The sequence below is a fragment of the Vibrio sp. CAU 1672 genome (genome assembly GCF_029223195.1).
Taxonomy (GTDB): domain Bacteria; phylum Pseudomonadota; class Gammaproteobacteria; order Enterobacterales; family Vibrionaceae; genus Vibrio.
On record NZ_JARHUF010000001.1, the window covers coordinates 249009 to 273676 of the forward strand.

General features: G+C 48.4%; 25 protein-coding genes and 1 pseudogene. 13 read left to right on the plus strand and 13 right to left on the minus strand.

All coding sequences use genetic code 11. The annotated features are described in order from the left end of the window. Nucleotides 1-515: 515 nt before the first annotated feature. Both P2G85_RS01085 and P2G85_RS01090 read left to right on the plus strand, forming a co-directional pair. Nucleotides 516-2102 (plus strand): S41 family peptidase, encoded by a 1587-nt coding sequence (locus P2G85_RS01085; RefSeq protein WP_275862260.1) that lies wholly within the window; start codon nt 516-518, stop codon nt 2100-2102. Then, nucleotides 2086-2490, plus strand: a complete 405-nt coding sequence (locus P2G85_RS01090; protein ID WP_275862261.1) for a hypothetical protein — start codon at nt 2086-2088, stop codon at nt 2488-2490. Before P2G85_RS01085 ends, P2G85_RS01090 begins: the two co-directional genes overlap by 17 nt. A gap of 97 nt (nt 2491-2587) precedes the next feature. Here P2G85_RS01090 and rlmF read toward each other — a convergent pair whose 3' ends face one another. Both rlmF and P2G85_RS01100 read right to left on the minus strand, forming a co-directional pair. Beyond that, nucleotides 2588-3703: a 23S rRNA (adenine(1618)-N(6))-methyltransferase RlmF gene (gene rlmF / locus P2G85_RS01095; protein ID WP_275862262.1), complete on the minus strand. Its 1116-nt coding sequence runs from the start codon at nt 3701-3703 to the stop codon at nt 2588-2590. Further along, nucleotides 3690-4205: a M48 family metallopeptidase gene (locus P2G85_RS01100; protein WP_275862263.1), complete on the minus strand. Its 516-nt coding sequence runs from the start codon at nt 4203-4205 to the stop codon at nt 3690-3692. Before P2G85_RS01100 ends, rlmF begins: the two co-directional genes overlap by 14 nt. A 138-nt stretch (nt 4206-4343) precedes the next feature. Between P2G85_RS01100 and P2G85_RS01105 the strand changes: the two genes are divergently transcribed. Continuing rightward, nucleotides 4344-4574, plus strand: a complete 231-nt coding sequence (locus tag P2G85_RS01105; RefSeq protein WP_275862264.1) for a glutaredoxin family protein — start codon at nt 4344-4346, stop codon at nt 4572-4574. A gap of 43 nt (nt 4575-4617) precedes the next feature. On the opposite strand, the gene P2G85_RS01110 is transcribed toward P2G85_RS01105, so the two are convergent. Further along, on the minus strand, nt 4618-5487 hold the full coding sequence (locus P2G85_RS01110) for a LysR family transcriptional regulator (RefSeq protein ID WP_275862265.1): 870 nt from the start codon (nt 5485-5487) through the stop codon (nt 4618-4620). Nucleotides 5488-5600: 113 nt separating this feature from the next. On the opposite strand from P2G85_RS01110, the gene P2G85_RS01115 reads away from it, so the two are divergent. Continuing rightward, entirely contained in the window at nt 5601-6824 is a 1224-nt protein-coding gene (locus tag P2G85_RS01115) for an MFS transporter (protein ID WP_275862266.1), read from the plus strand. 50 nt (nt 6825-6874) lie between these two features. Beyond that, nucleotides 6875-7456, plus strand: coding sequence for a DUF1415 domain-containing protein (locus P2G85_RS01120; RefSeq protein ID WP_275862267.1), 582 nt, complete (start codon nt 6875-6877; stop codon nt 7454-7456). A gap of 95 nt (nt 7457-7551) precedes the next feature. On the opposite strand, the gene P2G85_RS01125 is transcribed toward P2G85_RS01120, so the two are convergent. Beyond that, nucleotides 7552-8649, minus strand: a complete 1098-nt coding sequence (locus P2G85_RS01125) for a permease (RefSeq protein WP_275862268.1) — start codon at nt 8647-8649, stop codon at nt 7552-7554. A 251-nt stretch (nt 8650-8900) separates the two neighbouring features. Between P2G85_RS01125 and P2G85_RS01130 the strand changes: the two genes are divergently transcribed. The 4 genes and pseudogenes from P2G85_RS01130 to P2G85_RS01145 all read left to right on the plus strand — a co-directional run bounded on the left by P2G85_RS01130 (nt 8901) and on the right by P2G85_RS01145 (nt 11878). Further along, nucleotides 8901-9209, plus strand: coding sequence for a metalloregulator ArsR/SmtB family transcription factor (locus P2G85_RS01130; protein WP_275862269.1), 309 nt, complete (start codon nt 8901-8903; stop codon nt 9207-9209). A 79-nt stretch (nt 9210-9288) separates the two neighbouring features. Beyond that, nucleotides 9289-9822, plus strand: a pseudogene (locus P2G85_RS01135) (alpha-amylase); the annotation flags it as partial. Between the two features lie 529 nt (nt 9823-10351). Further along, entirely contained in the window at nt 10352-10927 is a 576-nt protein-coding gene (locus P2G85_RS01140) for a YdeI/OmpD-associated family protein (RefSeq protein WP_275862270.1), read from the plus strand. Nucleotides 10928-11302: 375 nt separating this feature from the next. Continuing rightward, nucleotides 11303-11878, plus strand: coding sequence for a nucleoside triphosphate pyrophosphohydrolase family protein (locus P2G85_RS01145; protein ID WP_275862271.1), 576 nt, complete (start codon nt 11303-11305; stop codon nt 11876-11878). Nucleotides 11879-11952: 74 nt separating this feature from the next. Here P2G85_RS01145 and btuD read toward each other — a convergent pair whose 3' ends face one another. The 9 genes from btuD to P2G85_RS01190 all read right to left on the minus strand — a co-directional run bounded on the left by btuD (nt 11953) and on the right by P2G85_RS01190 (nt 20572). Beyond that, nucleotides 11953-12720, minus strand: coding sequence for a vitamin B12 ABC transporter ATP-binding protein BtuD (gene btuD / locus P2G85_RS01150; protein WP_275862272.1), 768 nt, complete (start codon nt 12718-12720; stop codon nt 11953-11955). Next, nucleotides 12707-13702 carry a vitamin B12 ABC transporter permease BtuC gene (gene btuC / locus P2G85_RS01155; RefSeq protein ID WP_275862273.1) on the minus strand — a complete coding sequence of 332 codons (996 nt, stop codon included), beginning with the start codon at nt 13700-13702 and terminating at the stop codon, nt 12707-12709. The genes btuD and btuC overlap by 14 nt, the downstream gene beginning before the upstream one ends. 93 nt (nt 13703-13795) lie before the next feature. Continuing rightward, a complete protein-coding gene (locus P2G85_RS01160; protein ID WP_275862274.1) occupies nt 13796-14824 on the minus strand; it encodes a succinylglutamate desuccinylase in 1029 nt (342 codons plus the stop codon). A 239-nt stretch (nt 14825-15063) separates the two neighbouring features. Then, nucleotides 15064-16863: a M3 family oligoendopeptidase gene (locus P2G85_RS01165; RefSeq protein WP_275862275.1), complete on the minus strand. Its 1800-nt coding sequence runs from the start codon at nt 16861-16863 to the stop codon at nt 15064-15066. Nucleotides 16864-16955: 92 nt separating this feature from the next. Beyond that, entirely contained in the window at nt 16956-17567 is a 612-nt protein-coding gene (cobC, locus tag P2G85_RS01170) for an alpha-ribazole phosphatase family protein (protein ID WP_275862276.1), read from the minus strand. Beyond that, nucleotides 17564-18109, minus strand: a complete 546-nt coding sequence (gene cobU / locus P2G85_RS01175) for a bifunctional adenosylcobinamide kinase/adenosylcobinamide-phosphate guanylyltransferase (protein ID WP_275862277.1) — start codon at nt 18107-18109, stop codon at nt 17564-17566. Before cobU ends, cobC begins: the two co-directional genes overlap by 4 nt. Continuing rightward, nucleotides 18106-18900, minus strand: coding sequence for an adenosylcobinamide-GDP ribazoletransferase (locus tag P2G85_RS01180; RefSeq protein ID WP_275862278.1), 795 nt, complete (start codon nt 18898-18900; stop codon nt 18106-18108). Before P2G85_RS01180 ends, cobU begins: the two co-directional genes overlap by 4 nt. Further along, a complete protein-coding gene (cobT, locus tag P2G85_RS01185) occupies nt 18900-19943 on the minus strand; it encodes a nicotinate-nucleotide--dimethylbenzimidazole phosphoribosyltransferase (RefSeq protein WP_275862279.1) in 1044 nt (347 codons plus the stop codon). Before cobT ends, P2G85_RS01180 begins: the two co-directional genes overlap by 1 nt. 17 nt (nt 19944-19960) lie before the next feature. Continuing rightward, nucleotides 19961-20572, minus strand: coding sequence for a flavin reductase family protein (locus P2G85_RS01190; RefSeq protein ID WP_275862280.1), 612 nt, complete (start codon nt 20570-20572; stop codon nt 19961-19963). A 457-nt stretch (nt 20573-21029) separates the two neighbouring features. Between P2G85_RS01190 and P2G85_RS01195 the strand changes: the two genes are divergently transcribed. From P2G85_RS01195 to P2G85_RS01210, 4 genes are all read left to right on the plus strand, one after another. Next, a complete protein-coding gene (locus tag P2G85_RS01195; RefSeq protein ID WP_275862281.1) occupies nt 21030-21725 on the plus strand; it encodes an NAD(P)H-binding protein in 696 nt (231 codons plus the stop codon). A 191-nt stretch (nt 21726-21916) separates the two neighbouring features. Next, nucleotides 21917-23338: an exodeoxyribonuclease I gene (gene sbcB / locus P2G85_RS01200; RefSeq protein ID WP_275862282.1), complete on the plus strand. Its 1422-nt coding sequence runs from the start codon at nt 21917-21919 to the stop codon at nt 23336-23338. Between the two features lie 57 nt (nt 23339-23395). After that, nucleotides 23396-23770, plus strand: a complete 375-nt coding sequence (locus tag P2G85_RS01205; protein ID WP_275862283.1) for a CidA/LrgA family protein — start codon at nt 23396-23398, stop codon at nt 23768-23770. Between the two features lie 2 nt (nt 23771-23772). Continuing rightward, nucleotides 23773-24450 (plus strand): LrgB family protein, encoded by a 678-nt coding sequence (locus P2G85_RS01210; protein ID WP_275862284.1) that lies wholly within the window; start codon nt 23773-23775, stop codon nt 24448-24450. Nucleotides 24451-24668 lie beyond the last annotated feature (218 nt).

The window sequence follows — 24668 nt, forward strand, 5'->3', positions numbered from 1 at the left end:
CGTTTTCAACCACTGAAATGTTATTTAGCCAAAGCGAGCCCCTGTGATGCGATTGTCTATCGATGCATTGCAAATAACGTACGAAAACAACAGGCCTCGCCTTAATAATTTGCCATCACTTAACCACATGCCCGCCATAGTTAGGCTATTCGACTTTGCTCCTCTCCCCTTAACGTTAAAGCCTGTAACAGCAGATGTTAACTGACTTACACATAGTAACTGACTTGTTAACCGTTATCTCTGCTCATAATCACAACAAATTACTAACTGTATCGATTTTCTGACTGCCGCTTACCATGATTGAATATTTAGCTAAGGAACATAAGTGAAATCCCTGAATAAATCGGCACTTAGATTGAAAACACCACACGCTGCAATAATTAACCATAGATAGATCACACATTTATAATCACAATTTGCAGTATCAATGCATACGTTTAACCATCCCGCTGATGCAAATTAAACATCGATAAAAATTAACAATTACCACTGTTTTTCATGGAGCGAAAATAAATATGAAGGTTCACTACTCAGCGTTGTTGGCGGCGCTTCCGATTGCACTTCTACCGGGGTGTGGTGGCGGTGGCGAAAACACTACCTTTGAGTCCAGCCTGAACGGTTGGGTCCAAGGGGTCTATAATGTCCCCTCTGCAGAGTTGGCTAACTTATGCAGTACGCCCAGAACCGGCTTAGATCCCTATGCAGGTAACACCGCTTACCCTGACAAAGCCGGATCGGCAATGAATGAGAAAATGTTTCTCCGCGCATTCAGTAACGAAACCTATTTATGGTATGACGAGATCCAAGATCAAAACCCGCAACAGTTCAACACGGTGCTGGATTACTTTCACTCACTAAAAACCACTGAAACAACGGCATCCGGCCAAGACAAAGACCGATTTCACTTCACCGTTCCCTACGATGAATACATAAAGTCGTCACAGTCAGGAGTGGTAGCAGGGTTTGGCTTCAACTGGTCTTTCCTTAATGCCACTGCCCCACGCGATATCAGAATTGCCTACACTGAACAAGACTCACCAGCGGCTCTGGAGGGCGTGAATCGTGGTGATAAACTGTTGATGATTAACAATGTCGATGTGGTTTCCACCAACAATCCGGGTGACATTGACTTTATCAATGCCTCACTGTTCGCCCCAGAGTTAAACACTAGTTATCAGTTCACATTCGAAAATGTTGATGGAATGCCGAAGACCGTCACACTGACCGCACAAGATGTCATGACTTCCCCGGTCAAGAATGCCACAGTCATTGAGCATGGCGATAAAAAAGTCGGCTACATTCAGTACAATGCATTTGAACCAACGGCTCAGGCACCGCTAATAACTGCGTTCTCCATGCTGTCTGAACAGCAAATCGACGAGATGGTTGTTGACTTGCGATACAACGGTGGTGGTCTGGTGTGGCAGTCGGCACAGGTTGGCTACATGCTGTCGGGTGCTGACAGTAACCGAGTATTCAGTGCGCTGCACTACAATGACAAAATAATGAAAGAAGTCGCTCCTGGTGAGAACATCTACCCTTTCCTTGACGTCGCCATTGATTGGGGCAAAGGTGTCCTGACGAAACAGCAACTACCAAGCGTAAATGCTCAGCGCGTTTATGTGTTAACTACCGGCAATACGGCTTCTGCCAGTGAACTACTGATCAACGCCTTACGCGGTATTGATGTGGAAGTGATTCAGATCGGCACCCCATCAACCGGCAAGCCCTATGGTTTCGCACCAGAACAAAACTGCGGCACGATGTACTACACCATCCAGTTTAAGTCTGCCAATGAAAAAGGCTTCGGCGATTTCGCGGATGGATTTATACCGACGCCAAAATCACAAACATCGGCCACTATCGGGCTGGATGAAAAAGTCGAGGGCTGTTTAGTCGCGGATGATTTAACCAAGCCACTGGGTGACAGCTCAGAAGGCATGCTTGCCGCAGCTTTAAACTATATCAGCACAGGCGAATGTCCTGCCCTGCCAGCCGCAAGCTACCGGGCGATGTCGAACTTGAACTCACATCAGGAAGGCGCGATTAATGATCTCCGCTCTCCATTCAGAACAGAGGCCATTCATGTTGATCTTAAATAACCGGTTCCCGTCCGCGTTGATGACCGGTCTTTGCCTCGGGGCAGCCCTGCTATCAACAGGCTGCCAAACAACCACTCAACCAGTAGTGAGCGCCGTCAGTATTAACACGACGCCGCAAGCGGTGGAGGAGATCCAGCAGGCCATTGCAACCATCAAGGGCACGCCTGGCCCAAGGTTAGCATCAAATGTATTTGAACAGTCATCAACGCTACTGATTGAGTCAGGCAAAATCAAAGGTGACGATCAGTTGCTGTTAGACGGCAGTTACTCTGCATTTCCTGACCAATATACCTTACAGCTCAGAGGAAGCACATGTGGGATTTACTACGAAAAAGACGATAAGTTCATCGCCCTGACTTCCCTAACCTGCACGCCTGTGTCTGAGTAAACGACCCAACACGCGCGGCCTGTCCGGTCTGCGACCTGCAAACCAGACAAGCCGCGCGTGGTTTTTATGTCTACTTTCGCTGACCCTGTCGTTACTCCTACTTAAGGGCTATCCACCGGGCACGTTCAGCCTTATTCATATAAGACCAGGCCATAAACCGGCTGACCTTTTGCCCTTGGCTCATTTCCACCACCCGGATCGCTTTGACGCCGAGCTTTTCCAGTTGCTTGCGCATCGGGCGGACATTGTCTTTCTTCGAAATCAATGTGGTGAACCAAAGCACCTGGGCACTGAATGCCTGACTCTCATTGGCCATCTTACGAATAAAAGCAGCCTCGCCTCCCGGACACCATAACTCCGCGTTTTGCCCACCAAAGTTAAGGGTTGGTTTGGCCTGCTTGGTTTGACTGGCATGCAAAGATTTCACGCCTTTCTTACGTTGGTTTGCTTTCAGGTTGTCCAGCTTGCGCTGGCTGCCCATTGCGGCATCTTCTGCTGAGCGATGAAACGGCGGGTTGCAGGTGGTGACATCATAACGCTCACCCGGCTGGATAATGCCGCGATAAATATGCGCTTCACTCTGTTGTTGCACCAGATGGATTTTGTCTCCTAGCACGACGTTGTTGTCGGCGATCGCTTGTGCCGCGGCGATCGATTTTGGATCCACATCGCTGCCGGTGTATTGCCAGCCATATTGCGTCACCCCGATGATAGGGTAAATGCAGTTTGCCCCCACACCCACATCAAGCGCTCGTACCCTATGGTGCGGGTAAGTGCCTTTTACCTCACCATCCAGCAGTTCAGCCACGCGGTGAACGTAGTCGGCACGGCCTGGGATCGGCGGGCATAAATAGTGTTCCGGGATATCCCAAAACCCGATATCGTAATACGCGGCAAGCAGGGCTCTATTAAGCATTTTGACGGCTTTCGGCTCAGAGAAGTTGATCGAATCTTCCCCTTTCGGCGTCTTGACCACAAACGGTTTGAGCTCTGGCATGCTGGCAAGTAACGTTTCGAAATCATAGCGTCCTCGGTGTGCGTTACGCTCGTGCAACCCGCTTTTGGCGATCTTGATAAAATCGATATCGCTTTTGGCTGCCACCGGTTTCGCATTGCCAGACGCTTTCTTTTTCACCCGTTTCGCCCCGGCTTTACGTGCCTCTTGATTTGGCTTTGATTTGACCGGCTGCGCGGCCTGGTTATTGTGCTTCATTCGAGTTCGCTTTTAAATCGAGGTAAATCATAAACAGACGGGCATCAAACTCCAGTTGGTGGTACTCCGGCTCCATATAACAACACAACTGGTAGAACGATTTATCGTGGTTCTTTTCCCGCGTGTGTGCCAACTCATGCACCACCAGCATTCTCAACAGTGGTTCCGGTGCATCTTTAAATACATTGGCGATCCGGATCTCGTTCTTCGATTTGAGTTTGCCACCATGGTTACGGCTGATCACGCTATGTAATCCAAGCGCGTTGTTGATCAGGTGAATTTTCTTATCGTAGACCACTTTGCTGATAGGAGCGGCTTTCTTCATATAGCGGTTTTTGATCGCTATAGCATATTCATAGAGCGCTTTTTCACTCTTGATCTGGTGCCGGTCCGGATAGCGTTGTTCGAACCAGGGAACTAACTTGCCGCTTTCAAGCAGTGAACTGACTTGTTCAACGATGTGTGGCGGATAGCCTTGAATATAGCGAAGTGACGGATGCATGGAAATAAAGTCTGCTATGACAAAAGAAAGGCGCTAAATATACCTGAGAAAGCCGATACTTTCATCTCAGGTTTCGGCTTTCCTTTATAGCAAAAGGCCGTTAAACTTCGCCTCCCTACGGTAATGGAGAGAAATTCAATGAAACGTGTCGTGCTATACATCAAAGACAAATGCCCTCACTGTAAAGATGCTCAACGTTATCTTGATTCGAAAAACATTACCTATCGCCTGTGTAATGCAAAAATGCAGCGTGGCCGCAAAGAGCTTGATGCATTAGGCGCCCGATCAGTGCCGGTACTGAAAATTGGTGATCGCGTAATGATTGGCTGGAATCCAAAGAATTTCGAAAAGATGTACAGCAGTAACTAAACGCAGCTAACTGAAGCAGCCTTTCGCACGAAAGGCTTTTGTATCACACGTATTGCTTAACAAAGTCGATAAATGTTCGGTCAGCAATCGACAAATACCCTTGCTTACGCCACGCCAAGGCCAGATCCAGCTTAACCGGCGGGTCAAACGGAATCCCCACCACTCCCTTTTCATTTTGCGTCACCAACTCAAGTAATGCGGTAATGGCAAATTCCTGCTTTACGATGCTGAGGATCAAAGGAAGCAGGTTCGTTTCAAACGACGACTTCATGGTAAAACCATGCTCTTCGCTGACGTGATCTAAAAACTCGCGATGAAAATAACCATGCTGAAACATCACCAGTTCATGGTCAAAAAATTCATCAAACGTCAGTGCCCCTCGCGGAGCTAACTCATGATCCGGCGCTACCACCGCAACCATCTGACTGGTAAACAGATGATCGATTTCCAGATCATCCGGAACGTCATCACAACTGATCACGCCAATATCCAGTTGTCCATTCAGCAACATGCGTCGAATGGATTGTGTTCCTGCCTCTACCAGGGTCAGTTTCAAGTCCGGAAACTGACTCTTAAATGCCATAACGATACGCGGGAAGAAATAACTGCCCATCATCGACGGCGTGCCGAGGCGCACCTCTCCTTTAGCCAGCCCTTTGAGCTCATCAATCGCTAGCTGCGCATCATGTAACTGCTGGATCACACGTTTGGCATGCACCAATAAGATTTCGCCTTCTTGGGTCAGGCTGATTTTCTTATCCTCTCGCCGAAACAGCGTAACCCCTAACGACTGCTCAAACTTTTTTATTGAAATACTCAATGCGGGCTGCGCGATATGCAGCGCCCGGGCAGCATGAGTGACATTGCCATGTTCCGCTACAGCGAGGAAATGCTTCAGTTGTCTCGATTCCATTAGATCAAAAATATATCGTAACTATATTTTTAATATATTTTTTCAATTCAAAACTAACTGATAGATTGATCACAGTTCCTTTTATTTTCCTTCTAGCACACAAGGCAGAGCATATGGTCAGTTTTGGCACTCCGGAATACCGACGCGTTACACTGTCACTGGCGCTCGGTTCCTTTTTGGTTTTCTCAAACCTGTATCTGCTCCAGCCTATGCTGCCCGAATTTGCCAGACTGTTTGCCATCTCCGAAACTCAGGCCAACTGGTTGTTTGCGGCCAGCACATTAACTCTTTCATTCAGCCTGGTACCACTTGCGGTACTGTCAGAGTCAGTAGGCCGCAAACCCGTCATGATGTTTGGCTTATTCGCGGTTCCGGCCATTTCTGCACTGATGCTGATTAGTGACTCGTTTTTGTTTTTAGTGCTGTGCCGGGCATTGATTGGCATCGCGCTGGCAGCGTTCACGGCCGTCGCCGTTGCTTATATGGCTGAAGAGTTAGACCAGTATGCCTTCTCAATGGCCATCGGCAGCTATATCGCGGCGAATTCATTAGGCGGCATAGCCGGGCGTATCAGCGGCGGCTTGCTGGCGGATAACTTCAGTGTCGATATTGCAATTAAAGTGATGATGGTTGCCACATTGGCTGGTGTGGTCTGCGTATATCGCCTTCTCCCCAAACAGCACAATTTTACACCCTCTTCCGTTAGCTTAAGGCATCATAACCGTGCCCTAATCGGTCATTTCAGAAACCAGCAGGTATGGCTGGCGATGCTGATCGGAGGGTTTAACTTCGCCCTGTTTGTCAATCTATACTCGGTCATGGGCTTCCGCTTAGTCAGCGCGCCGCATCATGTACCGGTTGGTTTGGCTTCTCTGATCTTTATCTGTTATTTAGGGGGGACTTTTTCATCCCGCTGCGCCGGCCACTGGAGTAAACGTTACCCTCCCATCATCGGCATGTTTCTGGGTGCAGTGGTAAGTATGGCGGGCATGTGGTTAGCGGCAATCGAAAGCCTCTCCGCGATGCTGATCGGCCTGTTACTCATCAGCTTCGGCGCATTCTTCACCCACACGCTGGCGTATGGCTGGGTTGGCCAGCATGCGACCCACGCCAAAGCCACCGCGACCGCATTGTATTTGGTTCACTACTATATTGGCGGGAGCCTGGGCGGGTTCCTACTGCTGTATTGCTGGCAACATGGTGGCTGGTCAACCGTATTAGTCGGTGGCAGCGCCATTTACCTGGCAATGTTTGCAACGATAGCCCGGTTAAAACATACCAATGAAACGCTTAACTCCGCTAACGATCCAGGCCTGAGCGGCTTAAGAAGAAGTTGACCTGGTTCTTTGCTATGCTTGCGCGATACTCATAACCACAAGAAAATCCTATGCCAACACGCTCAACTCACAACCCAACCCGCACCGATGTCAATGCCGTCGCCCAGTCGGTCGAACAGTGGCTTAATGACGTGGTGATCGGGCTAAACTTATGTCCTTTTGCCGCTAAACCTCAGCGTAACAAACAGATCAAAATCTTCGTCAGTCAGGCCGAAAAGGAAGAGGCGTTACTGGAAGACATCTTGTTGCAGCTGATCGAACTCAGCAACACCGATGCACAACAGCTGGAAACTACGTTAGTTGTCGTGCCCAACATGCTGGAAGACTTCTGGGACTACAACCTGTTCATTGACTGGGTGGAGGGGCTGATCAAACAACAAGACTGGGAAGGGGTTTTCCAGGTAGCGACCTTTCATCCTGACTACTGCTTTGGTGGCACAGCGCCAGAAGATGATGAAAACCTCACCAACCGCTCACCCTATCCGATTTTTCATCTGATCCGTGAAGAAAGCATGGAAAAAGTACTGAAACACTACCCCAACCCGGAATTGATCCCTGACACCAATATCAAGCGGGTTTCGGCACTGTCTGCTCAGGAGCGCAGAAACCTGTTCCCCTATTTGTTCAGATAACTGTTATTCAGTAAACGGGATCATCCGCCGGAAAGTAAAAGCCCCCAAGCTGTAGCTTAGGGGTTTTTACTTAGCTTAACGGTTTTCTACTCAACTTAAGCGAAGATAAAGCTGTAAAGATAACCCGCACCCATTGCCATAGTCAGGATGACAAACAGGAAAGCTGCGATCATCTGACTCTTAAAGATCGATTTCAATAAAATCACTTCTGTAAGACTTGCGCCCGCGCTACCGATAATAAGTGCCATTACCGAGCCTAATGCCATACCTTTTTGTACCAGTGCCGCACTCAGTGGGATCACGGCTTCTGCACGTATGTACAATGGGATACCGATAATGGCCGCTACTGGAATCGCATACCATTTTGCTTCACCTGCGTATTCTGCAATCAGATCTGTAGGAATAAAACCGTAGATGAAAGACCCGATTGCAATGCCCAACATTAAGTATGGGAATACTTGTTTGAAGTCTTTCCAGGTTGAGTGCCAAATACGTACCCAACGGCCTGGTTGCTGCTCTTCAACAATCATCGCGGTCGCACTGCCGTCTGCTGAGCAACAGGATACTTCAATTTTTGGTTCTACTTTTGCCGCACTGTCACCACAGCAAGACGTTTTTGCCATTACTGGTGCAGCTTCACTACATGAACTTGTGCTACAGCTGGATGCTGGTTTTTCTGCTGCTTTTTTTATACGTGAATCAGCGCAAGTTGTAGCGCATGAAGACGCTTCTGCAGCTTGGTACGCTTCGGGTTTTACATAACGCTCAAAGCCTAACCTTTCAAGTACGTAGCCAGCCACTACCGATACTGTCATCGCAATAGCAAAGTAGAATGCCGCTACTTTCCATCCAAAGGTCACCACAAACAAACCAATGATTACCGGGTTAAGCAGTGGGCTTGCAAACAGGAATACCATCATTGGGCCGAAACCTGCTTTAGCACGCAATAAACCTTTAAGGAAAGGAATGGTTGAACATGAGCAGAAAGGGGTAATCGAGCCCAATAGCGCCGCAATAAAGTAGCCTTTACCGTTTTTCGAACTCAGGATAGATTGAATTTTCTCTGGTGTTAGAAAGTCTTGTAAGACACCAACAATGTAGCTGATTGCCAGGAAGAGGATAATTAGCTCTGTTGCCAGAAACGCAAACATATCAAGCGCTTCCTTTGCCATGGTCATGATTTCAGGGTTCATATTGATTCTCCGACTGATTTTTTATCAGTAACTATTAATACCGTAATGAAGTTAAACACTTCATTTCTACAATTCTCGAATTATAGAAATAAAGTTTATTTCGTCAATCATTTTATTTCGACATTATTCGAAATGTTTTATAATCCATTATTTATCAATAAGTTAAATCTTTAATCAGTCAGCATTTGCCATTATTGGACATTTCCATTATTATCGAATAATTCATAAATTGTAATCCTAAGGTGGCCTCTATGGAACTCGAAGCTGTAGCAAAAGCGCTAAAAGAACTTGGGCATCCTACCCGTTTGTGCATCTATAAAGAGGTGGTGAAAGCTGGCTACCAGGGAATTACCGTTGGTAGCGTTCAGGATATACTCGGTATTCCAGCCTCTACCCTTTCTCATCATGTTTCGAGCCTTGCTTCTGCCGGACTGATCAGTCAGCGTCGTGAAGGCCGTACTTTGTACTGCGTGGCTGAATACGAATGTCTGGACAATGTGATTGGCTTCTTACGCGATGAATGTTGTCTCAACGAGGGCGGATACCACAACGAATCTTGAGGGCGCATTGTTGGTGTTCATAGTGGGCAACGAGTATTAGGTCAAACCTGTAGCTAGTTGATGCGTTGGCTGGGCCAGCCTGACTAAACTGCATGATCCACTGGTTTATGGCCAGGCACTGGATAACGCTCGGGCAGTAACCTTTACCATTACACATGACATACCTACAAATGACGGCTTCCGTTATCAGATAATGTCTCCAGAAGATGAAGCACTCGCTTACGCTTACATTCTTGGTAAAGATGGAGGAACACCACTTATTTACAGTGATGAGCTACCAGATAGCGAAGACAAGGACAACGGCCGCTGGGCAGATGTCTGGAACAAAACTGATATGAAAAACATGATCGCTTTCCATAATGCCATGCAGGGTCAAGGTATGACGGTACTGCACAGTGACCAGTGCCTGCTTCTCTTTAAGCGTGGCAAACAAGGCGTTGTTGGTATTAACAAGTGTGGTAAAGAACGTAACCATACCGTCGACACATATCAGCATGAGTTCAACTGGTATCAGTCCTATCAAGACACACTTTCACAAGCGACTGAAACGGTAAGTTCCCGTTATCACACGTTCAGTATTCCTGCGCGCACCGCAAGAATGTATATGCTCTAAATTCACTGTGGTCCTGATGTATCAGGACCACGATTAGTTAGTAAAAATAGACAGATCAGTTATAGCCCGGTGAGACTTCACCGGGCTATTGCCACAAATGACACATCTACACCAACATTGAAAAATCTTCCAACATGCTGCGACGCATATACCTTAGCGGCAAGAATGAATGCAGCATAGTTCCCAGGTTTACCACCCACATAGTTAAAGAAATAGCAGATAGGGTTATTTCTTATGAACTGGTGGCGATGCACAACCACTACATTGCTGATTCAGCATGGCCCCAAAGGCATTGAGCTAAAGGCTTATAGCCATAAGGTTAATTTGGGCAACAAGCTGCTACCTAATTGTACAAGAGGCTCTTGCACAAACACCCCAATGCATTTCTGCCCCAAACCTTCATAGAATGATTGTTCGTTAGTGCCTTTATGAGCTGAGTTTATCCCAAATATACCTAATGATTGATTTTTAGGAGATTAGGCGGATAGAATCCGTTAAACATGTGTTATTCCAAAGAGAATCAAATTATATGCCTGAACCAGATTTATCGAGAGTCATGACATTTGCAACACCGAAAGATCTTAGCGAGTGGCTCAAGGAGAATCACTCAACTGAAAATGAATTGTGGGTGAAAATATTTAAGAAAAATTCTGGGGTTCAAAGTGTTACTTGGAATGATGTAGTCATAGAGGTTTTGTGTTGGGGTTGGATTGACGGTGTTAAAAAGTCAATTGATGAACAAGCCTATCTTCAGCGTATAACTCCCAGAACAACACGAAGTAACTGGTCTAAAAGAAACACAGAGCATGTTGAACGTTTGATAATTGATGGTCGCATGAATGAATCTGGCCTTGCACATGTTCGTGCTGCGAAAGCTGACGGTCGTTGGGATAACGCCTATGTCACAAGTGAAATGGAAATTCCCGTAGATTTCTTAGCTGCATTGGAAAGTCAGCCGAAAGTAAAACAATTTTTTGAAACACTTAATAAATCGAATCGTTATGTAATCGCATCTGGATTAACAAGCGCAAAGAAACCCGAAACTAGACAAAGACGATTTACAAAATACATGACAATGCTTGTAAATGAGGAAAAACCTAAATAAGTGCCATTCCCATATATGCATATTGTCAGTTTCGTTTCCTCGATGTGACTAGATCTGATAGGTTGCCCTAAAACGCCCCGTGGGATCGTGGGGCGGATACCAAGGTTCTGTCCAGAAACGAGTCAAACAGTGATAAAACTGTATTATTTTCCTCGTGAAGCTTTGGAGGAATGATCCCCCAAAAATGAGCACACCTCACCAGCCTATCAATTGACTATTGTTCATAAAGGGAGAGTATCCGAGCGTACACTATTATCCTCCGAGCTCATTGCCCTATCCGACAGGCAGATTTATAGACAGTTGGAAGCTCAACTCTTGGGGATTAAAGTGCGGTTTGCTATCATTGCCGCTTCAATCGATTCAATGGACATTAGAATGCAACTGTCAAAGCTGACCCAAGAGATTTTTGATCACTTATACCGTGACATCACCGAGTTCCGTAGCACGTTCGACCTGCCAGTCGCAGACGTTACCAGCTTAGATGCACAAGCAGATACGCTACATACTTCTCTGGCGATCGAAGAGCTAACTGAACTGGCGGAAGCAGATTGTAAAACCGAGCAGGCTGACGCAATCGTAGACAGCGTTTATGTCCTCATGGGCCGCCTTGTACACCTTGGCAACGACAAAGTTGAGGACAACCTGGCAATCAGCTATCTGATCGATCTCCTGTTAAACGTAGCGGTCAACCGTGGCATTGACTTTATCCCTTGCTGGGACGAAGTTCACTCCAGCAACATGAGTAAAGTATGCCGTAATGAGCAGGAGTACACAGAGACCGAGAAGTTTTACGCCGAGCAGGGAATCAAACTAATGGCCGTGCAAAAAGGCGAGTACATTATCGCCAAATGTGCTGAAGACTTTGTTTCAGAAAGCAAGACCATTCGTAAAGGCAAAGTACTGAAATCCGTCTACTACCGCCCGGCAGATCTTACCCCGCTCACGCAATAAGCCTGTACGGGACACCAGCACCACACTTAAAAAAACGACCTCTTATGGGTCGTTTTTCTGTTGCAGTCAGCTTCTTATTCAAAGATCAGATAAGGCCGGTCTTCGAGCATAACTTTGCTTACTTGGGTGTTAAACACCTCGCCGAGCCCCTCTTCCGTCAAGACATCATTAGCGTTGCCAGAAGAGTGCAGTACACCATTACTCAGCAAAAGTACTTTATCTGCATGCTTCAGTGTTCGGTTAAGATCGTGATTCGCGACTAAAATGCCGACCCCCTGAGCCGCAACGGCACTGATAAGCTGATACAACAACCCCTCCTGGGCAATATCGAGCGGCGCAGCAGGTTCATCCAGGATCAGTAACTGTGAATATGGGTTAATCGCCCGCCACACTTGCAAACACACACCAGCAAGTCGAACACGCTGCCATTCCCCCCCGGAAAGGGTCTGAATGTTGCGATGCAGTTTGTCTTGCAGTTGCACCAGAGCAATGACCAGACCAACGGCATCGCGTACTTTACTGTCCGCAAGGTTCACCCCATAAGGTAAAGACAAAGCCAGGTATTGAAATACATCAACATTGAATGCGGGTCTGGATTGTTGGCACAAATACCCCCTGACATGCGCTTGTTCAGCCAGTGGCATCGCAAGTAAATCGCTGCCATTGATGAAAACCTGACCATGCAAACCATCCCGGCTGGTCAGTGTCCCTGCTATCGCGGCCAACAAAGTACTTTTACCGGAACCATTTGGCCCGACCACATGCACCACTTCCCCGGCCTTACATTCAAATGAAAGTGGTAAGAGACGACTACCAATCGCGAGGTGCTTAACGTGAATCATGACTTTTTACCAACATCCAGATAAAAATAGGTGCGCCGATGGTGGTGGTCATCACCCCTAAAGGCAGTTCGGCTGAATCCAGCAGCAAGCGGGCACCAATATCCGCAAACACCAGCAGAGTCGCTCCCGCCAGCGCTGATAATGGTAAAAGGTAACGGTTTTCTGTGCCAAACGCCAAACGCAGCAAATGGGGCACAACCAGGCCAACAAAGCTGATGATGCCGCCTAGCGCGACCGCGCCCCCGACCAAAATCGAGATTGCACAAATCAGCTTCCAGCGCATCTGATCGACATCAATACCCAGTTGCTTCGCGTGCACCTCTCCCAGCATTAGTTTATCCAGCGGCTGGCCCTGACGACACAGCCAGTACAATACCGGAAGAACGAGTAAGCTTACGCTGTGCTGATACCAACTGGTTCCGCTGATACTCCCCATCAGCCAGTACATCAACTGCCTGAGACTCAGGTCATCGCTAAAGTAAAACGACCATGTCACGGCGGCACTCGAGAGGATCCCCAAAGCAACGCCCACCAGTAACAATCGCGCCGTGGAAAGACGCATCGCACGTGCCATTGCAACTAAAATGAAGGTGAAAACCAGCGAACCTAATATCGCCGCCAGCATAAACACCACCGGGGTTGGTGCCACCGGAAGCAAAAACATCGCGATCACCATCGCCAGGCTGGCCCCACCAGAAATCCCCAGCACACCGGGTTCAGCCAGTACGTTACCTAACAGAACCTGCAAAGCGGCTCCGGACACCGCCAGAGCCCCACCGATAACGGCTGCGGCTAACAACCGCGGCAAGCGTAAATCCAGCAGCAGTTTCTGCTCAAACGCAGACAGAGACTCAAATGGCGAAAGAAACACTTCTCCGACCATTAAGTGAAGCAGCGACAGAAGCAGCAAAATGGCGGCCATAAGCAGCAGGTAACGCTGCCAGCGGCGCTGTTTGTTCAATATAAGCTGTTGAAAATCCATAATTTCCGACAAATAGACAAAAGGCTCAACCTTTCAGTTAAGCCTCTTGAGGTTCTTCATGTATACCTGATCATCAATGATAAGGCCGTTGAATTAATCGTACACCAATTGACCATCTTCAAAACGGGTTTTAACCACACAGACCATCAAAGCGGCGCGCTGCCCTATCGCAACTTCACGGTTAGGGAAAACAATCGCCTCATTGTCATTCTTAGCCATCAATGGCTTATCCCCGTCGTGGCCAAACACCTCACCATGTACAAACGAAGTAAAGTTTTCCACATTGTCATCAAACATGAAGTCAAAATCATCATGCAGGCGCACAATCGTGCGGCTGACACGGTATTTTATACACGGTTTGGGCAGATGTTCCGGCTGTGACGATGCGATCAGATTACGCAGCGCCAAATCAAATGCCGTGAACTTATCGAGATCATTTTCACCAACCCGTGCTACCCGGCCCAACTCCAGAGTCAGCGCTTGTGCTGCGTAGTTTTCCGCACTACACCAACTGAATGTGCTGGATGGAGAATTGGACAACAACACCGCTTCGATGTGGGCACTGTCGAGAAAATCCATCAGTTCTTTACCCCGGACAGGATGACGCGTCTTCGGGCTGACCGCAAAGGTATAGTGTTTTGAGTCGCGGATAGCGCAATGCAAATCCAGGTGCCAGCGCGTTTTTGGTGCGGTATCTTGATAAAACTGTTTTACCAGCACTTTCAATGTATCGGCGATCACCAACTCACGGGATTCATTGTGCGGCTTATCATCAAACAGTCGATTTAAATTTTCATCTAAATAACGGGTATGTGCCAGTGTGGCCTGTGGGTGTGCAATTATAAACAGGCAGCGTGCATCGACTTGCTGAAAACCAGATTCTATATCTTGAATAATGGTGTCCACCAGCTCCATTGGCGCTGTTTCATCACCATGGATACCGCAGGAAATAATGATATTCTTGCTGTCCTGATCATAGTTTTCAGGCACAACCTCTAACACACCCTGCTGATAAAGTTTCAGAATCACACCGTTAGAAAGCACTTTTTCTACCGGCGCCACTTCAAGATGAATATCCAACGTATCCGTTAAAAACGATTGGCGAAATAGGGACTTCGTCATGCGTTACTCCTTAATAGCACGGCAGATATGTTAATAAATTGTACAGCGAATTTTTGTTGTTGCGATCCCACTTATGACTAGAGAGACTCATTTTTTCTGCAAAATTTCCCTGCAAATTACGCCATGTGCTTACATCAGACTCAAGTCCGACTACTTTTTAAACAATTACAAAGTGTTAGGGCCGTGAACTTTACCACAGCCCTGCACATAATCATTATAATTTGATCAAATTTCGTGGTTTAAACATCACGCTGTGCGAGTAAACGTTCGAATTGATCGACTTTTTCTCTGACCAGCTCTACGCTCTGTTGCCAGAAATCCGCCTGAGTCAGATCCATCGCCAGATGCTTAGCTACCACCTCTTCCGCCATCATACTGCCGGTATCACGCAGTAAGTTGACATAATCGGTATAGAAATGTTCCCCTTTTGCTTCGCGCAGAGCATAAATTCCCTTGCTGAACAAGAAACCGAACAGATACGGGTAATTGTAGAAACTCACCTCGGCAATAGAGAAGTGCAACTTACTGGCCCAGAAATACGGATCAGCTTCGCTCATCACATCGCCATACCACTCTTGCCAAGTCTGGCTCATGAGTTCACAAAAATCCTGAGCGGTGAGCTCACCGTGCTGACGCTGCTGGTAAAAAGCCTTTTCAAACTCGTAACGTACCGGAATGTTGATCATCAGTGCTAATGCTGAAGAAAGCTCTTCCCACAGCATTTCCAGTTGTTCATCCACCTTGTCGGCTTGTGAAATAAGATGATCCCGCACGATGTTTTCGGCAAAAATTGACGCCGTTTCAGCCAATGTCATCGGGTATTTAGTCTGACATAATGGCATATCTTTGAGCACCCAGTTATGGAATGCATGACCGAGTTCGTGGGCTAAGGTCATCAGATCAGAGCGACTGCCACTCCAGGTCATGAAGACCAACGGCGTACGTGTCGCCGGTAGTTTAGTGCAGTAAGCGCCAAGGCGTTTATTCGCATTAGGTGCGGCATCAATCCAGCCATTTTTCACCATCATCCGCACGAACTCAGACATCTCCGGATTGACCGTTTCAAATGCTTCGCAGATCAGCTCAATCGCTTCATCAAACTCGTATACCTTAGCTGTGCCACTTAATGCGGGCATGGCTGCCAAATGATTCCATGGCTTCATTTCGTCCAAGCCGTGCACTCTGGCCATCAGTTGGCCCGCCTTCTGGCCGATATCACGGCTTTGTTTTGCAACCTTCATCATGGTATCAAGCGTCTCAGCCTGAATGCGGCTGCTGTGCAAACTCGGCTCAAGAAAATGCACCTGACGCTTTTTAGAGCGCTTCTTGTTCTCGGTTAAGCGCCAGCCTGCCAAAGCATTTAATATCGCCGCAAATGATTCCTGGTGGGTTGCCATCGCAGCTTGGATCGCGCGCCAGGCAGGTTCCTGGCGCTCAAACTCCCCGCCATAAAGGATACTCGCCGCCTGAGAGAATCCCAATTGCTCCGACTCACCATTTGCGTATTTCAGTTCCAGCTTAAGCGAACCGGTCAAGTTGTCATAAAGCTTACCCCAGGCAGAGTTACCATCCACGCTCATGGCTGCCAGTAACTGTTCTTCCTCATTGCTGAGCCGGGTATCCGCTAGCTTACGATTGGTCAGGATGGAAAACGCCTGGCCACTGATATCAGGGTTCTCATGATCCAGCACTCTGACAACGTACTCGCTATCGGCATGGATCAGTTTCAGCTCAAACGGGCTAAATGCTTGTGATAGCTCAGAGTAAATGCGTGTCATACGCCCAATCAACGCCTTAGCCGAGGCGTTTTGTGCATCCACCGATGCATAGCAATTGGCAAAATTGTAAATTGTGCCTGCCAGACGAGTAGCAGCTTCATGGGTCAATATCGCATTCTGCATCACCTCAACAGAATCACAATCCCGTGATTGCTTGTCGAGCAGTTCGATACACTGCTCAACCAAGGTGATATCATCTTGAATTCGTGGATCAGCTAAGTGTTCATAAACAATAGATAAATCCCAACTCGGAGCGGTCATGTAAGGTTCCTTTTGTAATCATCGTACCAGTATGGATACGCACGATGTGTTTATCCAGCGGCTAGTCCTGGCATCGTCCGTGACTAAATAAGTTAAACTAACAGCGGTACACCAATCGAACGAACCGAAGCGTACAACTGTTTGCCTGTGGTGATTGTTATATGCGTAACCGACGCATTGCCAATCGACAGGGTCGAATACCACCGAGGATTGCGCCAGTCTACACCCAATAAATGGGCGAGGATCATTCTTATTACGCCACCATGAGTAACGATTAGCAAGTTCTCATTGATCTCATTGATGTTTTTTTCCCAGCCAGACAGCACTCGCTGACTAAAGTCATCCAAACGTTCTGCGTTCGGCAACGGGCAGCGCGCCGGATCATTCCAGAACGCTTCCAACTGCGGCCAGTGTTGTCGGAGATCGTCAAAAGCCAGACCGTCATAATCACCAAAATCCAGTTCCTGAAATAGCGGTTCGCAAGCCAGTGCCAGCTTTTCTCTTGTACTTAATAAGGCCGCCAAATCAGAACAACGCGACAGCGGCGAAGAAATGATCCGCTCAACCGGCCTGGCCTGGGTGCACCAGGCACCGACCATCTCTGTTTGCCGCTGCACATCAACTTTGACATCAGTTCGGCCATGTAAGCCAGGCGGAGCACTGACCGGGCCATGCCGCATAAGATAAACATTGAACGTTTTCATCCAACACCTTGTTGTTTAAGTGTCATGGGTAAACCAGCAGCAACAAACGTTACCTGGTCGCAAAGCTGTGCCAGACGTTGGTTCATCCGCCCGGCGTTATCGACAAAATAACGGCTGACCTCACCCATTGGCACAATGCCCATCCCGACTTCATTCGAGACAAAGATCAGCGTTGCCGGGCTTCGCTCAATGGCTCTGCACAACTTGCCTATTTCAGCTTCCAGCCGTGTGTTACAACAGGCATCAGCAAGTTCAAATATCCAGTTGTTGAGCCATAGTGTCAGGCAATCGACCAGAACCACCTCTTGCGCAGAAAAAGACTCAAGCAACCTGGCCAAATCCAGCGGACACTCATGTTCACGCCAGCCCTGACCACGCTGCATTTGATGATGGGCTATCCGGGCCTGCATTTCATGATCAAATGGCAATGCGGTCGCAACATAGTTCAACCGATATCCTAAACTAACCGCCAACTGTTTAGCGGTGGTTTCCGCAAACTGCGATTTTCCTGAGCGCGCTCCGCCCAAAATAAGTGTGTTCATGAAACCTGATAAAACCCAATAAGAGTGAGATAAATCAGCAGCTCAGATAACTGCTGTGCGGCGCCTAAACAATCCCCGGTGAAACCACCGATACGCTGTGTCAGCCAGATTTTAAATCCCTGGCGGAACAACATCAGAACCACACCTAAGCCCAGCGCTACTGGCAGACCAAGTGACAACGTCACCAACATTCCGGTAGCTAACAGGATTGCCACTTCCAGCGAAGACTGTTGATTGGCAAGTGGTTTGCTTTTTGAGCTCTGGCTGTCAGATACATAGGGCATATCATAGATAAGGGTGGCGGCCACGGCCCTGCTTGCGGTATACGCGACGACGATGATCAGCCAAAAATGAAGTTGCGAGGCCAGTTCACTCCAGAAAACAAACTTGGCCAACAACGCCATCACCAGCGTCGCCGCGCCGTAGGTTCCGATACGGCTGTCTTTCATGATTTCGAGCCTTCGCCCAACCGACATCCCGCCACCGATCCCGTCTGCCATATCGGTCAGGCCATCTTCATGAAATGCGCCGGTTAGTAACAGGCTAAAGCCCATCACCAGTACGATAGAAACCGGCACCGGGAACAGCAGGTTACTCAACAGATAAATCCCGGCACACAACACCCCGAGCAAGGTTCCCACTAAGGCGAAATAGCGGCCTGCCAGATTCATCCGTTGCTCACTGTAGGGCACTGATGCCGGTATCGGGATGCGGCTGAAAAAGCTCAGCGCCAGATAAAACAACTCTAACTGATAACGCAACCGGGCAACATGTGTGGTTGGAGCAGACACTAAACCGTTACTCCCGCACTATCGAAACTGGCCATCTGGTTGTAAAACCGGGCGGCAGCCTTGAGCAAAGGAAACGCCAGAGCCGCCCCGGTGCCCTCACCCAGACGTAGTCCCAGATCCAATAGCGGCTCTGCTCTAAGCAGTTCCAGCACCAGTTTGTGACCACTCTCTTGTGAGCGGTGAGCAAATATCAGGTAATCACGCGTTTCTGCTTCCAGTAGCGTGGCGACATACGCCGCCACTGACACAATAAACCCATCGACCAATACTGGTACCTTATGCCGTCGGGCCGCTAAAAATGCTCCGACCATTTGGACGATTTCATACCCGCCCACCTCTGCGAGTGTCTCTGTGACACTAAGCTCACCACAGCGAGCCACCCCTTTAGACACCAACTCAAGTTTGAGCTGCAGTTGCCCGGCGTTGATACCTGTCCCCCGCCCGACACACTGCTCGATCTCACTCCGGCTTAACGCCGCTAGCAATGCCGCCGCGCTGCTGGTGTTGCCGATCCCCATTTCGCCAAACATCAGAAGGTTACACCCGGATGCAATGGTATCAGCGGCGAGTTGTTCACCGAAAGCCAGACCCTGCTTAACCTGGGTTATACTCATTGCGGCTTGCTGAGAAAAATTGGCACACCCGTTGCCAAGTCGCTGTTCAATCAGAGCCGGATGCGCTTTAAGGGTTGGGTTGAGTGTCTCAATGGGCGCAAGCATGCCGCAGTCAATCACTTTCAGTTCAATATCATTCTCACGGCAAAAACAGTTGATCGCCGCTCCGCCGGCCAGAAAATTCGCCACCATTTGCTGGGTCACTGCGCTTGGCGCAATGCTGACCCCCTCTTGCGCAATACCATGATCGCCGGCAAACACCAACATCGTCGGCTGTGTGAGGTTAATGGTATCAACCGGATGCGTTTTGCCCTGGCTTTGTATCAACGCCAGTTGTAACGCAACCTGCTCCAGCTGGCCGAGAGAACCGACCGGTTTGGTTTTGTTGTCAATCCGGGACTGGATGTGGGCGCTAAATGTTCGATCCATAGTAAACGTTCCTTGTTTTATTTCGGCCGTGCGACGGCAAAGGTTTTTTCCAGCGTGGCGTACTCACTGCCACCGAGGCGGGCCAGCGGATTCACCGCCAGTGCATCAACCGATAATCTGTCGCCGTCAAAGCTGACCACTTTTTCGTTAATATAAACGTGCTCGATTTCAGCGAAAATCAGACTTTGCGGTGTGTCACCCATTTCAATCACCTCATGCAGTTTACAAGCAAACGCAATCGGTGCGTCCTTGAGCCTGGGCAACTCAAATCCATCAAACGGCGTTGTTTCCAACTGGGCACGCACCAGCTCCGAGTCACCATGAGCCAGACTCGCAGACGTGGCCGTCACCTGCTGGGCGAACGCTTCTGCAGCAATATGTATTACCAGCTTACCGGTTTCCAGCACGTTGCGGGTGGTGTCTTTGATCTCTCCGTCTGGCTTTTTACCCACCGACAACATCAAAAGCGGAGGACGGCTGGATACTGCGGTAAAGTATGAAAACGGCGCAAGATTGTAATTGTCAGTCCCTGAGTCGGTTAATACCCAGGCGACAGGACGGGGGATCACAGTTTGGGTCATCAGGTGGTATACCTGGGTCGGAGCCAGGGTAGTTAAATCAATGTTCATAAGCCTTCCTTGATCTGAATCTGCCACGATTAGCCGAGCTAATCATCAATATCAGGCAAGTGTACCCCTGAGCAAACTCAGATAGCCAGCACTTCCCTCACCAATTGTTAACAGGAATTATTCTCACTTAAATGTTGATAAATCTGTCAAAGTAGACTATTAATTTCAATGAGATATCTCTTACTAAACCATGCATTTTATAATTCTAACAAGCTTTGGAGGAGAGAAATATGTTTGCCAACCAAAATAGTCGCCGGGTTAAATCGAGCAAACCTAACCCTAAACGCACCTCGCGACGTGTGGTTCCTCTGTCGGTCACCTGAGCCCCGGCTCGCCTTGCGCGGGCCTGTTCCGCTATCCAGCACGCAAAAACAGCCCAAACTTTAATGTGATGTAAAATAAAGAAAAATTATGCGCTACAATAGCGTAAGCACTTGTTCTAACTAAGGATGGAAACATGGCACAAGACAATGGCCAGTGTGTGATGATCGCCGGTGCATCAGGGCTGGTAGGACAACAACTGCTTACTCTCCTATTACAACAACCCGGCATTCACAAGATTTTTTGTCTGGCGCGGCGGCCTTTACCGACCATACCCGAAGGCAGTGGTAAAGTCGTATCCCTGCTCGATCAGGAACTGGCCATACACGAATGGGATGAAGATCAACCCACACCCGCTGCCGGCTTTATTTGCCTTGGCACCACATTGAAACAAGCGGGCAGTAAACAAAACCTGCGCAAAATTGACGTAGACTTGGTATGTAAAGTCGCTCAGCAAATGAGATTTATCGGGGTCAGGCGCATCGCGGTAATATCCAGTTTAGGCGCGGATAAGAACTCGCCCTTTCACTACCTCGCCTGTAAAGGGCAAATGGAACACGCCATCGCCAATATGGGATTTGAGGAAGTTGTTGTAGTGAGACCCGGCCCGTTAGTCGGCGAACGCGCCGAGCCGCGCAACGACGAAAAATGGCTGCAGCGCTTACTTCGATTCCTGCGCCCGGTCATGATCGGGAGGTTAGCCAATTACATTCCGATTTCCGCTTTGGATGTGGCAAAAGCAATGCTCTATCAGGTCTTCAGCTATCAACAGGAACCGGTGGTATATTTAACCCGCAAAGAGATGCTTGACCTGATTCGGCACTATGAATAAGAACCTTCAGGGTGCGATGTAACTCATTTGCGCCAGCCATCAACACACAGCACCCCATCCTTAACGTCACCACCAGCCGTGGGCCATCCTTGGGCTTTTCCAATTATGCAAGGTGACCTTGCATCTTTCGTTGCGACTCAAGGCGTTGAATGGTCTAATAACCACTAACGGTTCCTTAATTGGTATGCAGAATGCACTCTGAAAATCAGCCCACTTTTTTCTTTTTTGACTATGAAACCTGGGGTACAAACCCGGCTAAAGATCGTCCCAGCCAGTTTGCCGGTGTCCGCACCGATGCCGACTTTAACATCATCGGCGAGCCGCTGGTCATGTACTGTCAGCCTCCGGTTGACTACCTGCCTTCACCAGAAGCGGCGCTGATCACCGGCATTACACCACAAAAAGCCTTGCAGGAAGGCTTACCTGAACCCGAATTCATTGCCAGGATCCATGCCGAGTTAGCCAAACCGAATACCACCAGCCTTGGCTACAACAGCATTCGCTTTGACGACGAAGTAACCCGCTACACCTGTTACCGCAATTTTATCGATCCCTATGCCTGGAGCTGGCAAAACGGCAATTCCCGCTGGGATTTGCTGGATGTCATGCGCGCCTGCCACGCACTGCGTCCCGAAGGAGTAAACTGGCCGGAAAACGAAGACGGCTTTACCAGTTTCAAACTTGAACATCTCTCAGTGGCAAATGGTATCGAGCACAGTAACGCCCACGATGCCATGGCCGATGTCATTGCCACCATTGAAATGGCCAAAAAAGTCAAAGCAGCTCAACCTAAGCTATTCGATTACTTTTTCAGTATGCGTGGCAAACGCAAACTCAACGAGTTAATTGATATTGTTAATATGACCCCATTAATGCATGTGTCCGGCATGTTTGGCCGGGAATGCCAGTACACCAGTTGGATTGTGCCGGTCGCATGGCACCCGACCAATAATAATGCGGTTATTACTGTTGATCTGGCCAAAGATCCTCAACCTTTGCTTGAGTTAAGTGCGGAACAGCTACATGAGCGCCTGTATACCAAACGTCAGGATTTGGGAGAACTGCTGCCGGTACCGGTCAAACTGGTGCACCTTAATAAGTGCCCGATTCTCGCCCCGGCCAAAACACTAACGGCGGAAAATGCCGAGTCAGTCGGCATCGACCGTCAACAGTGCCTGAATAATTTGGCCCTCATTCGTCAGCATCCTGAGATCAGAGAAAAACTGATCGGTCTTTACTCGATTGAACGCGAATTTGAGAAAAGTAAGGATGTGGATACCCAACTGTATGATGGCTTCTTCTCACCCGCCGATCGCGCCGCGATGGATATTATCCGTGAGACCGATCCAAACAACCTGGCGGCTCTCGACATAGAGTGTGATGACCCTCGGATTAAACCCCTGCTGTTTCGCTACCGGGCCCGTCACTTCCCAATGAACTTAGACGAGCACGAGCAGCGACGCTGGGCGATGCATTGTCGCGAAATATTTGAGAGTCAAATTGAAGAGTACATGCTAAATTTAGAAAACTTAGTTTGTGAATATGAAAGTGACGAAAAAAAGGTAGCGGTACTAAAATCGGTCTACCGCTACATCGTTAGCTTAACGTCTTAATTTTCCTTGTTAACTTGCGCACCTTCGAGTGTGCTTGTTGTTTTAATGCTCACTAAAATGATAAAACCTCGCGCAATACAACTTGTCCACCTGCTGATATCCCTGATGCTTATTTTGGGCGCACTTGGCATCGGCAATACCATCCAACAGTTCACTGGCACCTCTGTTCCCGGCAGTGTAATTGGCATGCTGGTTCTCTTTTTCTCCATGACCTCAGGCGTGGTTAAAGTCGAATGGGTACGCCTGGGAGCAACCCTGTTTATCCGCTATATGATTTTGCTCTTTGTCCCCATCAGTGTCGGCCTGATGCAGCATTTTGAAATGCTGTTGGCCAACGCTTTACCGATTATCGCCAGCGCAGTTGGCGGCTCTCTGATTGTTTTGGTTAGTCTGGCCTGGCTGCTCGACTACTTGCTAAAAGAGGAGTACTGAGTATGTGGTTAGTCGTCACTCTGGTGGTGTTTTTTATTGCCCGGGAAATCAGCATTAAGCTCAACACCCCGCTCGCCAATCCGCTGTTGATCAGTATCGGTGTACTTATTCCATTACTGACTTATTTAGAAATCCCGTTCGAGACCTATTACGCCGATAACGAAGTGATCAGCTTCCTCCTGCAACCCGCGGTCGTCGCCCTGGCTTATCCCTTATATGAGCAACTACCACAAATCAAAGCGAACTGGCGCATCATCACTTTCGCTTGTACTCTGGGTAGTGTCATGTCGATGCTTACGACGATGCTGATAGCGGTGGCCTTTAAAGCCGACATCACCTTGATCGCCAGCTTGCTGGGTAAATCTGTCACCACCCCGATTGCCATGGAGATTTCAAGCCACCTCGGCGGAGAAGCGGCCGTCGCGGCGATCTTGGTACTCATCGTCGGTCTGTTTGGCGCTATTCTGGCCTACCCCATTTACAATATCATTGGTATCAAACACCCGATCGCTCGTGGCCTGACGATGGGCACGGTTTCCCATGCCTTAGGCACCGCAACCTGTGCAGAGAAGCAACCGGGGGACGCGGCATTCTCCTCTCTTGCTCTGGTCCTGTGCGGCATCATCACTTCAATCGTCGCTCCCGGCTTTTTCGCTCTGGCCATCTGGATCTATCAGTAATCGCAGCCGGCCTGCCATATTACGGCAGGCCGTTATTCAGACAAAGAACTCGCAATATGAACACGGACTGATATATTTATTTGTGAGATCAGGCTAACGTAAAGCTATGATGCAATCGAATACATGTGTGAGCTCACTCTAATTATGAAATGGAAATTATCATTACATTGCTTAGTGTGACCGCGCTCGCAGAACATTTCCTGTTGTGAACTAGAATA

Coding starts and splice junctions, on each gene's coding strand:
- P2G85_RS01145 (WP_275862271.1), top strand. CDS start 11,303: ATGCAACTGTCAAAGCTGACCCAAGAGATTTTTGATCACTTATACCGT.
- P2G85_RS01105 (WP_275862264.1), top strand. CDS start 4,344: ATGAAACGTGTCGTGCTATACATCAAAGACAAATGCCCTCACTGTAAA.
- P2G85_RS01125 (WP_275862268.1), bottom strand. CDS start 8,649: ATGAACCCTGAAATCATGACCATGGCAAAGGAAGCGCTTGATATGTTT.
- P2G85_RS01165 (WP_275862275.1), bottom strand. CDS start 16,863: ATGACCGCTCCGAGTTGGGATTTATCTATTGTTTATGAACACTTAGCT.
- cobC (WP_275862276.1), bottom strand. CDS start 17,567: ATGAAAACGTTCAATGTTTATCTTATGCGGCATGGCCCGGTCAGTGCT.
- P2G85_RS01100 (WP_275862263.1), bottom strand. CDS start 4,205: ATGCATCCGTCACTTCGCTATATTCAAGGCTATCCGCCACACATCGTT.
- P2G85_RS01085 (WP_275862260.1), top strand. CDS start 516: ATGAAGGTTCACTACTCAGCGTTGTTGGCGGCGCTTCCGATTGCACTT.
- P2G85_RS01110 (WP_275862265.1), bottom strand. CDS start 5,487: ATGGAATCGAGACAACTGAAGCATTTCCTCGCTGTAGCGGAACATGGC.
- rlmF (WP_275862262.1), bottom strand. CDS start 3,703: ATGAAGCACAATAACCAGGCCGCGCAGCCGGTCAAATCAAAGCCAAAT.
- P2G85_RS01130 (WP_275862269.1), top strand. CDS start 8,901: ATGGAACTCGAAGCTGTAGCAAAAGCGCTAAAAGAACTTGGGCATCCT.
- P2G85_RS01190 (WP_275862280.1), bottom strand. CDS start 20,572: ATGAACATTGATTTAACTACCCTGGCTCCGACCCAGGTATACCACCTG.
- P2G85_RS01195 (WP_275862281.1), top strand. CDS start 21,030: ATGGCACAAGACAATGGCCAGTGTGTGATGATCGCCGGTGCATCAGGG.
- sbcB (WP_275862282.1), top strand. CDS start 21,917: ATGCACTCTGAAAATCAGCCCACTTTTTTCTTTTTTGACTATGAAACC.
- P2G85_RS01205 (WP_275862283.1), top strand. CDS start 23,396: ATGATAAAACCTCGCGCAATACAACTTGTCCACCTGCTGATATCCCTG.
- P2G85_RS01120 (WP_275862267.1), top strand. CDS start 6,875: ATGCCAACACGCTCAACTCACAACCCAACCCGCACCGATGTCAATGCC.
- P2G85_RS01210 (WP_275862284.1), top strand. CDS start 23,773: ATGTGGTTAGTCGTCACTCTGGTGGTGTTTTTTATTGCCCGGGAAATC.
- P2G85_RS01090 (WP_275862261.1), top strand. CDS start 2,086: ATGTTGATCTTAAATAACCGGTTCCCGTCCGCGTTGATGACCGGTCTT.
- btuD (WP_275862272.1), bottom strand. CDS start 12,720: ATGATTCACGTTAAGCACCTCGCGATTGGTAGTCGTCTCTTACCACTT.
- P2G85_RS01160 (WP_275862274.1), bottom strand. CDS start 14,824: ATGACGAAGTCCCTATTTCGCCAATCGTTTTTAACGGATACGTTGGAT.
- cobU (WP_275862277.1), bottom strand. CDS start 18,109: ATGAACACACTTATTTTGGGCGGAGCGCGCTCAGGAAAATCGCAGTTT.
- P2G85_RS01140 (WP_275862270.1), top strand. CDS start 10,352: ATGCCTGAACCAGATTTATCGAGAGTCATGACATTTGCAACACCGAAA.
- cobT (WP_275862279.1), bottom strand. CDS start 19,943: ATGGATCGAACATTTAGCGCCCACATCCAGTCCCGGATTGACAACAAA.
- P2G85_RS01115 (WP_275862266.1), top strand. CDS start 5,601: ATGGTCAGTTTTGGCACTCCGGAATACCGACGCGTTACACTGTCACTG.
- btuC (WP_275862273.1), bottom strand. CDS start 13,702: ATGGATTTTCAACAGCTTATATTGAACAAACAGCGCCGCTGGCAGCGT.